The sequence below is a fragment of the Haloechinothrix halophila YIM 93223 genome, assembly GCF_000504245.1.
GTDB lineage: Bacteria > Actinomycetota > Actinomycetes > Mycobacteriales > Pseudonocardiaceae > Haloechinothrix_A > Haloechinothrix_A halophila.
Genome location: NZ_KI632509.1, coordinates 5,494,318 through 5,505,392, shown reverse-complemented (window position 1 = coordinate 5,505,392; position 11,075 = coordinate 5,494,318). Strand labels below are relative to the sequence as shown.

Below are 11,075 nucleotides of genomic sequence, written 5' to 3'. Positions count from 1 at the left end.
AGTACACCAAGAACTCACGCTGCGCGGTGGCTCTGAAACGGCCGGGGGTGGTGCGCAGTGTTGCGGTCGATTCGTCGCATGGTACGTCAACAGGGATGGGGATGGCATCGTCGTCCAGGTGGGACGTGAGAAGTACCCGTGGGACCAGAACACGAAGATCGTGCACCATTCATACCTCGGCGACGTGTACGCAACGCTATCGATTTCTCGTGCGAAGTGTAGATCCATAAAGCTACGCTGCTGGAGCCTTGTCCCGGCAACTTCAGACATAGAAGAATGGAATTACCTGACCTATCTTGCGGTACTGCACCAGGATGTAGATTTACGTAACGTAGTCCGGAAAGATCGTAGCTACGGTGCTGTTCCGAGGCTTAAGGGTCGTGGTCGGGTAGTACGGCGGCGGATTCGACGAACTAGCCGCCGCAGTTGAAGGTCATTCAGTGGTCGTGGTCGTCGGACTCCGTCCACGGCCTGGGCAAAGCCTCGAGTTGAGAGGCACTAACCCGACTGTTGCATGATCGCGGGGCGACACGGGCTTGAAGATGAAGAAATTGCCTGCTCTATAGGCGAAAATGGGCTTGCTGAAGGTCCAAGATCGCCGTATGGAGAGGCACTTTCTCGGTGAAGCGTACAAGATCGGACCGGCCGTTGCCGGTTGTCACGGTGGATGGCAGGGGTGTGGTGTCGCATGCGGGCACGGCGCTGCTGCGGGAGTTGGCCGATCGGGTCGGGCTCACGGGCGGGTTCTCGACCGCGCTGGCGCGGTCGCGGCGCCGAGGTGGTGGGCATGATCCTGGGCAGGTCGCTGATCACCTCACCGCCGTCAGCGATCATCACGGCGACGTCAACGGCGACGCGCCCGGGATCATGGCCACCACGACGAGACCGCACACTTGCCAGCGCGGTCGAGACCTCGCTGGTCAACCCGACACGGTCAGCCAGTTCCCGAAGCAGCGCAGTACCGGCATGCGACACCACACCCGTGCCATCGACCGTCACTACCGGCAACGACCGACCCGACCTTGTAGCCTTCACTCAGAAAGTGCCTCTCCATACGGCGAACCTGGACCCTGAACAAGCCCAGTTTCCCCTACAGAGCAGGCACTTTCCCCATCTCCAGGGGTCTGTCCGGTGAGCGGTGTATCTGGTCCCGACACGCCGAGCTTGGCTCGGGGAAAGGACCAGTCGTGGACGAGACGATCGGGCCGATGTCGGCTCGGATTGATCAACAGCAGTTGGCGCAGCAGCTTGTGGAGTCCGCGCGGAGTGAGGGCGTGGAGTTGGTCGGCCCGGACGGGGTGTTGACCGGGTTGACGAAGCAGGTGCTCGAGACCGCGTTGGAGGCGGAGATGACCGAGCACCTCGGCTAGTGCGCCACGAGGCGCTGGATGACCTTGCAGCGGTGAGATTCCGTTGCCGGTGGCTCGTCGTAGCGGGCGGCTTGAAGTGGAAGGCAGCCTGATCCCGGAGACGTGGGTGAGGGTGGGAAGCAGCCTTGACGAGGCCGGGACGTGGCAGGACTGCCAGATGGCGCGGGTCCGGCTTGCGAGATGGAACGGTGTACGTGAGGAATCGGTGTTGTAAAACTCCTCAAGGTGATCACCAGGTCAAATCTGGCGGATATGGCCTGGGTTGGCGGTGCGTACCCGCTCGCACGTGGCGTGGGCGGGGAACTCCTGGAGCCGGTCGTGGCCGTCCGGCAGGGAGGCTGCGGGGAAGGTCTACGGCGTACCCGCAGCGAGGCCGCAGGGGCAAAGCCGGACACCTCGTCCATCAAGTGGTCATCAGTGAACGTGGGAACGATCCGGTGTTGCTCCCCTGGCCGGTCATCCAGACCGGTGCGTGGGATAGGCACGTCGTCGGCCGAAGGTGCCGGATCGGGCGGAGCCGTCGTAGTACTCCGAGGCCGGGAAAGCCGGTCACATGGGGAAGGGCGGCAGCAAGTTCGTGCAGCAGAAGGACTGCAAGGTCAGGAGGTCGCTGGTGAATACTGGCGGGCCGACCGAGTCGGCCCTGTACTGGGCCGAGCGGCGGGTAGGGCTTGGTTCATTCCCGCTGAAGTTCTGGTTAGGCTAGCGTTCTTTCGTCCGAGGGCCGCTTGGTTGAGCTGCTTCACCTTGTGGCCTGGGGCCGGGTTTCGCTTGCCGGATTGCCGTACGTGCGGGGTCTGGGGTTCGGGCATGGGGATGTGGCTGGTAGACGACGCTGGTGAGGAGGAATATTGGCCGACGGCGTGAGTGACAGCGATGACATGATCTGGATTGCTGGGTCGTCGTATGGTGTCGTGTACCAGTACGACACCAGGTCAGGCCGGGTGTGCCAGGAGCTCACCTTGCGCGGTGGTGCGGATAACGCTGGGGGTGGTGTTCGGTGTTGTGGTCGGTTCGTGGCGTGGTACGTCAATAGAGAGGGGGATGGCATCGTCGTCCAGGTGGGGCGTGAACGGTATCCCTGGGATAAGGACACGCGAATTGTGCACCGGTCGTATTTCGGTGATGTGTACGCGACACTTTCCATTTCCCGCGTTGGCTGTAGGTCTATCAAGTTGCGCTGCTGTAGTTTCGAAACAGTAGAGTTTGTTGCTGATGTTCGAAACTTTCTTACGGGTCTCGCGATTCTTCACCGAGACGCCGACCGTCGATGCGAATTACTTTCTTTGGAAGGAACTAGTTATTATGCTGTTCCGCGACTGAAGGGTCGTGGACGGGTCGTGCGGCGGCGCGTTCGACGACGGAGGTTTCTCCGGGATGAATAGTTCTTTCGACGGGCAGTTTACCTCTGCGCGCATTGTGCGGGCGCAGTTGATACGTTATAGATCCCTGACTTCGCTATAGTGGCAGATGTGCTACTTGTCGAACTTGAAAGGTCGCGGCGTTGATGGCAGGTGATCAGCCGACGGTCCGAGGTAAGGCGAAGTGGCTCACTAAGCAATGGGCGGCGGCATTCCCGGCCTTGTCGGTGTGGAAGTCGAAGCGACTAGCGCGTCGCGTTGGCCCGATCGTCCAGGCGATCCAGTTAGAGAGCTCCCATTTTGATCCGCAGGCTTACTGGCCGGTTGTGCATGTCGATGTGTTGCTGAATCGTTTCGTGACCGAGGATGGTCCGGACGTTTTTGGTGGTGTTCTCTCAGATAGGATCCAGACTCCTGGTGGTGAGTTGCGGCTGGATGTCCGTTGGCATGACCAAGAATTTCCCGACGCGGTGGAGACCGTGCGTCAGGGTGTGGTCTTGCCGTTGGATGCGGTTCCTACCCTGCAAGACACGTTGAATGCCTATCGTAATGCGCTTGAATTAGATCGCCATATCCATGAATATTCCGCGTTGGAAGATATGGTGTTGCTACCTGCATTAATGGGTGACGACGAGAATGTAGAAAAAGGTCTTGAACTGGCTCGCGAAGTGTCGTCTTCATGGGGAAAGAATTGGTGGGAAGATCCTGTATTTGAAGGAGTGGAACATGCAGGTCCTGGATGGCTGAACAGCTTAGCTAGGCGTGCGGATAATCGTGAAGAGTTGCAGCGATTGGTCGACGAGAAGATTGCCCATCACAAACTTGATAAAGTGAATTACTTCGAAATGCCGCTGAAATAGCGATACACCTGGCGAATCACGCATAAGACAAAAGATGCGTCGCAACTCGTGCAGGGATCCGGCAAGGTCGTGAAGTGGGGCTGTGAACTGCGGGTTCGTGGAGCTCGTGGGTGGCGCGGCGTGTCTTTGGCGGCGGGTAACGGACGCAAGAGCGGTGGAGGCAGTTGTCCGATCAGGAACAGTTTCGTTCCTGGCACGCTGGTGCTGATGGTCGATGGATCCTACGTGCCGATTGAGGATCTCGAAGTCGGTGATCTGGTGTGGCTGCGGCCCCCGAAACTGGGGAAGTCGGCGCGCGCCCGGTGACGGCCACCATCACTGGGGACGGCGAGAAGGTTCTCGTTGAGATCACTGTCGATAAAAGACGGTGACGGTATCGCGGACGGGAGGCTGACGGCGACGGACAAGCACCCGTTCTGGGTCGATGACGAGCGTGAGTGGTTCGACGCGATCGAACTCGAGAAGGAAGACCATCTCCTCGCACCGGATGGGTCACGGGTCACCGTCCTGGCTGTTGCCGCCTACGGCGCGGTCGCTACTGTGCACAACCTCACCGTCGAAGGCATCCACACCTACTACGTCAGGGCAGACGAAGCCGACGTCCTCGTCCACAACACGAACGGTGGGGAACCATGTGATGTTGGAGATGGAATCGCCTATCCCATTCCAAAGGGATCTTCGGGTGGTGAGACCGCAAGGAAAAAGATTACCGCCAAGATGCGCCAGAAGTATAATTTCGGGGTAAACAAAGATTGAGAACAAGCCGACGACGCTCTGTTCTTATTGCCGTACTAATCCGGCCACGTCAGTTGATCACGTAGTTCCGCGGAAAAAAGATGAAAACCTGACCTCTCAGAATACGACACCAGCGTGCACTCACTGTAATTTCTCCAAGCGAGATCACGTCGCTCCGAAGAGTTCTCCATCGGGCTACTCTGGCGAGTGGCCCCGGTCTGGTGGCCAAACTTCATGTCCTTTTGGTTCAAGAGCTTCTTCTTGTGATCACTGACGTGCTAGGAGGCATGTCGTCACGCTGCTGTGAGGCATGGCGGTAGGCTTGTGGCAAGTAAGTCATCTTTTATGCGGTGGAGGTTCTGTTGGCCGGGCCGACAACTTCGGATCTGTATGATAAATTCACAGTAGTGGAACATGCCGCTCCTTCTGTTGTTCCAGATGTAGCCCTATTGGCATATGTCGACTTGAGTCCGGATGAACTAAGTGGCCAAGTCGAGCAGGTATGGCTGGACGGTGAAACTCAACGGAATTCGTCGGGCACGCCAAAATTCAGAGTCTGTTGCATTTCAAATTGTGCCTATGGTCTTGCGTTAGGCGATGAAGTTGAGTTGCGTGAAAACGACTGCTTCGTGGGCAACGTAGTTACAAAGTCCGGAAATGCTGTCTTTCGTTTTTTGGTAATTGATTCACCTGAAACGAACGCTAGGTCCACGAAACTTATTGAGGCGGTTAATGATGAGTTAGATAGGCTGGGCCTTAAATTTGAGGTAAATGGCGATCGTGATTACGCTGTTAACGTTCCTCCCGGTGGTGATATTGAAGCCCTGGAGAAAATGGTTGAGCAAGGGGAAAAAGATGGCCTACTTGAGTACGAATGGTCGAGTGTCCATGCCTTCGAGCGGCCAGTTGTCCCGCGTGTTCGTAGTCGACCAGTTTCGAGGAAAGGTGGCGCCTGCCCCGCATGCCGGAAGGAGACCGTCTTCGCTTACGACGAACACCAGGGTCCGGATGAAAAGACCTACGACCATTTAGAGTGTTCGGTTTGTGGGGTTGGGATCCACGTGCGCCGCTATGCTGTAATGAAGCGGACGGAGAACTATGCGGGGCGGTCGCGATAACCGGATCGTTTGATAATGGTCATGCTGGAGCATGGTGAAGTGTAGGCACACCATCGCTCCGGTGTGGATTAGGGCATTCATTTTCTGAGATTCAGAATGAGGGGAATGGATTACGCAGGGCATAGCGATCGAATTGTTGCCGCATTCGTTGAGTTGTCGGTGGACGGGTAGTCGGCCCGGGGAGTGTCGGTGATCAACGAAGGGTGAAGTAGGAGCAGTGTTGACCAAGGTCACCCACGTCCGATCAGTGGTGCCCTGCCCGTTTGCCGTTTGATCTTTCCTGCACGACACTGCGATCCGTGATGACTCGACTGCTCCTTCGACACGAACTGCATCCTTTGACTGCGCTGGGCCTTGCGCGTCAGGAAGGCAAGAATGCGATTACAGCCGGTACAGCTTCTGCGTAACGTCGTCGCGCGGTATAGCCGAGGAACACCTGCGCTGGCGATTGCCGGCGGTTACGCGCTGATTGTGATTGGCGTAACCGTGTTCGTTGTCGTCGCGGGTTCCCTGAAGCCGGGAAGTATCGCCGCTATGTGGCTGTTCCTGGCCACCTTGCCCAGCTCGCTGGTGGTGCAGTTCATTCCGGCTGAGGGGATCGCGTTTGTGCTGCTCCTCATGCTCGGGGGCTTCGTCCAGGCGTGGCTGCTGTGGATTCGCCTGCGTGGCAAGCGTGTGCTCCAGCGGCAATAAGTGCCTCACCACCAGAGGTCGACCACGCTGACGTCGACGTCGGTGAGCAGCGTGCGGGTCAGCGGCAGGCTGATGCCGATGACGCTGGACGGGTCGCCGTCTATGCCGTCGACGAACCAGCCGCCGAGGCCATCGAGGGTGAAGCCGCCCGCGACGTTGAGGGGTTCGCCGGTGGCGAGGTAGGCGTCGATCTCGTGCTCGCTGGGCGAGGCGAACCGCACGGTCGTTGTCTCGGTCGCGCCGGAGTCCTTGGTGCGAGCACCGCCGTCGAGCCGGACGACGACGTGCCCGGTCAGCAGCTCACCGGTGCCGCCGCGCATCCGCAACCAGCGTTCGCGGGCGACCTCGGGCGTGCCGGGCTTGCCGACGACCTCGCCATCGAACGAGAGCATCGAGTCGCAGCCGACGACCACGGCGTCCGGGTGCGACTCCGCGACAGCCGCAGCGACCGCGTCGACCTTCGCTCGGGCGAGCGCGAGCACGAGCTGTTCCGGTGTGGGGTCGGTCAGCTCTGCTGCGACGGCGTCCTCGTCGACACCGGAGACGTGCACGACCGGGTCGATCCCTGCGGCGCGCAGCACCGCGAGCCGAGCGGGGGACGCTGAAGCCAGTACGAAATCCACGGCCATGAGTGTATGAGGCCGGAGGTACCAACCCAGCACGGAGTATGTCGACACCCTTGATAGACGGGAGATCGGTCGCTACCGAACCCGGATGGTTCGGTGATGGACGACTTCCTGCGGCGAAGTTGATCAGGCTCCCTACTGGTAGGCCCAGATTGTGTCCGTTATGTCCGGCACTGGTGGTACTACCAGCAGGGAGCGTGATCAACTTCGGAGAACGATGCCCACCATCGAGCAACTCGGCTCGCGAGTCCTCAGTGCCTGGTGCTTCGGACCTGCCAGCAGTCCTCAGTCGCCCGTGGCGCCGTCGAGCTGTTCCCGCAGGATGTCGGCGTGGCCCGCATGGCGGGCCGTCTCCTCGATCATGTGCAGGTAGATCCAGCGCAGCGTCATGTCCGTGCCGAAGCGGTGGCCCCGGTCGTCCAGCTGGTAGCGGGCAGCCATCTCGCGCGACCGCGCGCACTGCTCCTCGTACGCCTCGATCAGCCCGTCGACCGTCTCGTCCTCGGTCATGCCGAACTCGGCCAGCCGTTCTGCCTCGCTCTTCGGCTCGAACGGAACCCTGGGTAGCGCGTACTCGAACCAGCGCTGCTCCGCGCAGGCCACGTGCTTGAGCAGCCCGCCGAGCGTGGTTGCCGATGGCACCAGCCGCCGCCGGGCATCAGCATCGGACACCCCGCGTACCTTGGTCACCAGGACCGCGCGGTAGTGGTCGAGGAAGCCTTCCAGCGACGCCCGCTCGTCGCTGAGCATCACGCCCGCACCGGGAAGCGCGCTGGAAGACGTCGCCGGATTCGTCATCGCGGCAAGCTTGACGCGCGCCACGCGCCCGGACCCGGCTGGATCGGCGTCCGCAGCTGCGCGGCGGGTTCGCCCCACAGCGAGCGGCGCTTCGACGTGCCGTTGGCATCGCCGCCACCTCGCGACGCCGCGGCGGCGATCACGCTGGTCAGCGCCGCCAGTTCGACGTCGTCCGGCTCGCCCCGGACGACCCGCAGCAGCGGACGCGGTGTCTCCTCGTCGCTCATCGCAACCTCCTGCACCCGTTATAGCGGAATGTTGCCGTGCTTCTTGGGCGGCTGGTTCTCCCGCTTGTCGCCGAGGATGCGCAGCGAGCGGGCGACGTAGCCGCGGGTGTGTGACGGCGGGATGACGGAGTCGACGTAGCCGCGTTCGGCGGCGACGTAGGGGTTGCAGAGGGTGTCTTCGTACTCCTGGATGAGCTCGCCGCGCAGTTTCTCAATGTCTTGGCCTTCGGCTTCGGCGTTGGCGAGGGTTTTGCGGTAGACGATGTTCGCCGCGCCTTGGGCGCCCATGACCGCGATCTGGGCGGTTGGCCAGGCGAGGTTGATGTCGGCACCGAGGTGTTTGGAGCCCATGACGTCGTAGGCGCCGCCGTAGGCCTTGCGTGTGATCACGGTGACCAGGGGGACGGTGGCTTCGGCGTAGGCGTAGATGAGTTTCGCGCCGCGGCGGATGATGCCGTTCCATTCCTGATCGGTACCGGGCAGGAAGCCGGGGACGTCGACGAAAGTGAGCACGGGGACGTTGAACGCGTCGCAGGTGCGCACGAACCGGGCGGCCTTCTCGCTGGCGTCGATGTCCAGACACCCGGCGAACTGGGTGGGCTGGTTGGCCACGATCCCCACGCTTTGGCCATCGACGCGGCCGAAGCCGACGAGCACGTTGGGGGCGAACAGTTCGTGGACCTCGAGGAACTCGCCGTCATCGACGACATGAGTGATGACCTCGTGCATGTCGTAGGGCACGTTGGGCGAGTCGGGGATGAGGGTGTCGAGTTCGCGGTCGTCGTCGGTGATGTCGTCGGCGACCGAGTTGCCGGTGTGAGGTGGGGCTTCGAACACCGGCGGCTCGGCGAGGTTGTTCGGCGGCAGGAACGAGAGCAGTTCCTTGACGTAGGAGATCGCGTCCTCTTCGTCGGCGCCGAGGTAGTGCGCGTTGCCCGACTTGGTGTTGTGCGACCGGCCACCACCGAGTTCCTCGAAGGTGACCTCTTCACCGGTGACGGTTTTGATCACGTCCGGGCCGGTGATGAACATGTGCGACGTCTGATCCACCATCACCACGAAGTCGGTGAGGGCGGGGGAGTAGACGTGGCCGCCAGCGTTGGCGCCCATGATCAGCGAGATCTGCGGGACGACACCGGACGCCTTGACATTGCGGGTGAAGATCTCGCCGTAGAGCCCCAGCGAGACGACGCCTTCCTGGATCCGAGCGCCGCCGCCCTCGTTGATGCCGATGATCGGGCGCCCAGTCTTGATCGCCAGGTCCATCACCTTGACGATCTTCTCGCCGTACACCTCACCGAGTGAGCCACCGAAAATGGTGACGTCCTGCGAGAACACGCACACCGGGCGGCCGTCGATGGTGCCGTAGCCGGTCACAACGCCGTCGCCGTACGGGCGGTTGGCGTCTTGGCCGAAGTTGGTGGAACGGTGCCGTGCGAGTTCGTCCAGCTCCACGAACGAACCCGGGTCAAGCAGCATGTCGATGCGCTCCCGGGCAGTCTTCTTGCCCTTCGCGTGCTGCTTCTCGACCGCGCGCGCCGAACCCGCGTGGACCGCCTCATCGTTGCGGCGATACAGGTCAGCGAGTTTGCCCGCGGTGGTGTGGATGTCGATCGACTCCTCCGCCGAACCGTGCTGGCCCCCCAGCGGCTCCGTTGCGCTACTCATAAACCCGCAGCCTAAGCCACCTCGCGCGCGCGTGTGGTGTGACGTCAGCAATATCACCGCTGGCCTTTTAGGGTAGTGACATGATGACTGCTTGCAGGTCCGAAATGTCGGACACCATGCAGGCCGACGTTGAGATGGTGGCGCGGCGTGCCGCGCGCGATTAAGGAGGCCGCATGACCGCACTCGATGCCGACCGGTTGCGCACGGAACTTGTCACGTCAACGGGCTATACCGCGCTCAACGTCGTCGCCAGCACCGGCTCCACCAATGCCGACCTGATCGAGACCGCCCGCACCGGCGCGGCCGATCGCACTGTGCTCATCGCCGAAGAACAAACCGCGGGCGTCGGCAGGCTCGCGCGCACCTGGGTGTCGCCCGCGGGCGCTGGCCTGTATCTGAGCGTGCTGCTGCGCCCTGCAGAGGTGCCGCCGGAAGCCACCGGTTCGCTGGCGATCGTCGCGGGACTCGCGCTCACCGACCTGTGCGACGACCTCGGTGTCGGCGCCACCTTGAAGTGGCCCAACGACGTCCTCGTCGGGAACGGCAAGCTGGCAGGGGTGCTCGCCGAGCTGGTGCCCCAGCGGGCCGTTGTGCTGGGCATCGGTCTCAACATCACGCCACTTGGCGACGTCGAGCCGGGTCCGGGCGGGCTCGCGGCGACGTCGCTGGCCGAGCACGGGGCGCGCACCACGGACCGCACCGAGATCGCGGCGACGCTGCTGCGCGCGTTCGCCGAGCGGGAGCGTGCGTGGCGGGCGGCGCACGGCGATCTCGAGCAGGCCGGGTTGCTGGCTGACTACCGCGGGGTGTGCGGCACGCTCGGCCGGACCGTCACGGTGTCGCTGCCACAAGGGGAAACGCACACCGGCACCGCCGTCGACGTCGATGACGTTGGCAGGCTCACCATCGAGGACGACAATGGGCAGCGCACCACCGTGCTCGCGGGAGACGTCATCCATCTCCGCTGACACGGCGGCGCGTTCACACGGTGGTGACGGCCGCTGTCGGTACGGTTGGCTGCGCCGATATCGAGTACGACACGGGAGCGTGGCGAGGTGGCTTACCCCAAGGACCTGCTCAGCACGGGCGAGCAGGTCATCGTGCATAAGCATCCGCATTTCAAGATGCTGATCCTTCCCATCTTCGCGTTCCTCATCGCGGTTGCCGCTGGCATCTGGGGGATCGTGCTCGCGGCCGAGTTCTCGCCGCCGTGGGACCTGGTGGCGGGCGTAGTGATCGGCGTCATCGTGGTGCTCGTGCTGGTGTTGCGTGTCTTCGCGCCGCTCATGCGGTGGCGCACGACCCATTTCGTGGTGACGACGGATCGGGTGATCGCCCGCGAAGGCATCATCACCCGGACGGGCATCGACATTCCGATGCGCCGCATCCACAGCGTGCGTTTCGAGCACGGCCTGCTCGACCGGATCTTCGGCTGCGGCACGTTGTTCATCGAGTCGGCGTCCGAGGAAGCGCTGCGGTTCGACGACATCCCCGGCGTCGAGAAGGTGCACACCTATATCTACCAGCACCTCAACGACAATCCGTACGACGACTATTACGACGGCCGCGCCGACGAGGAAGACTTCACGCCGGAGCGCGAGTCACGGCGGGGTTGGTGA

11 protein-coding genes and 2 pseudogenes are annotated in these 11,075 nt (G+C 62.0%); 8 read left to right on the top strand and 5 right to left on the bottom strand.

Features of this window, described 5'->3' with window-relative positions:
* Window positions 1-798: 798 nt before the first annotated feature.
* Window positions 799-1,035, bottom strand: a pseudogene (locus tag AMYHA_RS28480) (IS1380 family transposase); the annotation flags it as partial.
* Between the two features lie 173 nt (window positions 1,036-1,208).
* On the opposite strand from AMYHA_RS28480, the pseudogene AMYHA_RS25190 reads away from it, so the two are divergent.
* The 6 genes and pseudogenes from AMYHA_RS25190 to AMYHA_RS25180 form a co-directional block, all read left to right on the top strand.
* A pseudogene (locus tag AMYHA_RS25190) lies at window positions 1,209-1,367 on the top strand (IS256 family transposase); the annotation flags it as partial.
* Window positions 1,368-2,877: 1,510 nt separating this feature from the next.
* Window positions 2,878-3,591 (top strand): hypothetical protein, encoded by a 714-nt coding sequence (locus tag AMYHA_RS27295; RefSeq protein ID WP_157362405.1) that lies wholly within the window; start codon window positions 2,878-2,880, stop codon window positions 3,589-3,591.
* Between the two features lie 342 nt (window positions 3,592-3,933).
* Window positions 3,934-4,347 carry a polymorphic toxin-type HINT domain-containing protein gene (locus AMYHA_RS25185; protein ID WP_034275138.1) on the top strand — a complete coding sequence of 138 codons (414 nt, stop codon included), beginning with the start codon at window positions 3,934-3,936 and terminating at the stop codon, window positions 4,345-4,347.
* The gene (locus AMYHA_RS28475; RefSeq protein ID WP_084037673.1) at window positions 4,343-4,600 is read left to right on the top strand and encodes an HNH endonuclease; all 258 of its coding nucleotides are present in this window, start codon (window positions 4,343-4,345) and stop codon (window positions 4,598-4,600) included. Before AMYHA_RS25185 ends, AMYHA_RS28475 begins: the two co-directional genes overlap by 5 nt.
* 76 nt (window positions 4,601-4,676) lie before the next feature.
* Window positions 4,677-5,444, top strand: coding sequence for a DUF4265 domain-containing protein (locus tag AMYHA_RS26690; protein ID WP_169732977.1), 768 nt, complete (start codon window positions 4,677-4,679; stop codon window positions 5,442-5,444).
* Between the two features lie 375 nt (window positions 5,445-5,819).
* Window positions 5,820-6,137: an SCO4225 family membrane protein gene (locus AMYHA_RS25180; RefSeq protein WP_034275135.1), complete on the top strand. Its 318-nt coding sequence runs from the start codon at window positions 5,820-5,822 to the stop codon at window positions 6,135-6,137.
* A 5-nt stretch (window positions 6,138-6,142) separates the two neighbouring features.
* Here the strand turns inward: AMYHA_RS25180 and AMYHA_RS25175 are convergent, their stop codons facing one another.
* From AMYHA_RS25175 to AMYHA_RS25160, 4 genes are all read right to left on the bottom strand, one after another.
* A complete protein-coding gene (locus AMYHA_RS25175; protein ID WP_034278800.1) occupies window positions 6,143-6,760 on the bottom strand; it encodes a Maf family protein in 618 nt (205 codons plus the stop codon).
* A gap of 288 nt (window positions 6,761-7,048) precedes the next feature.
* Window positions 7,049-7,561: a DinB family protein gene (locus tag AMYHA_RS25170; RefSeq protein ID WP_034278797.1), complete on the bottom strand. Its 513-nt coding sequence runs from the start codon at window positions 7,559-7,561 to the stop codon at window positions 7,049-7,051.
* Window positions 7,558-7,788, bottom strand: a complete 231-nt coding sequence (locus tag AMYHA_RS25165; RefSeq protein ID WP_034275132.1) for an acyl-CoA carboxylase subunit epsilon — start codon at window positions 7,786-7,788, stop codon at window positions 7,558-7,560. The genes AMYHA_RS25170 and AMYHA_RS25165 overlap by 4 nt, the downstream gene beginning before the upstream one ends.
* Before the next feature lie 18 nt (window positions 7,789-7,806).
* Complete coding sequence (locus AMYHA_RS25160) at window positions 7,807-9,456, bottom strand: acyl-CoA carboxylase subunit beta (RefSeq protein WP_034275130.1); 1,650 nt, start codon at window positions 9,454-9,456, stop codon at window positions 7,807-7,809.
* 173 nt (window positions 9,457-9,629) lie between these two features.
* On the opposite strand from AMYHA_RS25160, the gene AMYHA_RS25155 reads away from it, so the two are divergent.
* Both AMYHA_RS25155 and AMYHA_RS25150 read left to right on the top strand, forming a co-directional pair.
* Window positions 9,630-10,424, top strand: a complete 795-nt coding sequence (locus tag AMYHA_RS25155; protein ID WP_034275127.1) for a biotin--[acetyl-CoA-carboxylase] ligase — start codon at window positions 9,630-9,632, stop codon at window positions 10,422-10,424.
* Window positions 10,425-10,511: 87 nt separating this feature from the next.
* The gene (locus AMYHA_RS25150) at window positions 10,512-11,075 is read left to right on the top strand and encodes a PH domain-containing protein (protein ID WP_157362403.1); all 564 of its coding nucleotides are present in this window, start codon (window positions 10,512-10,514) and stop codon (window positions 11,073-11,075) included.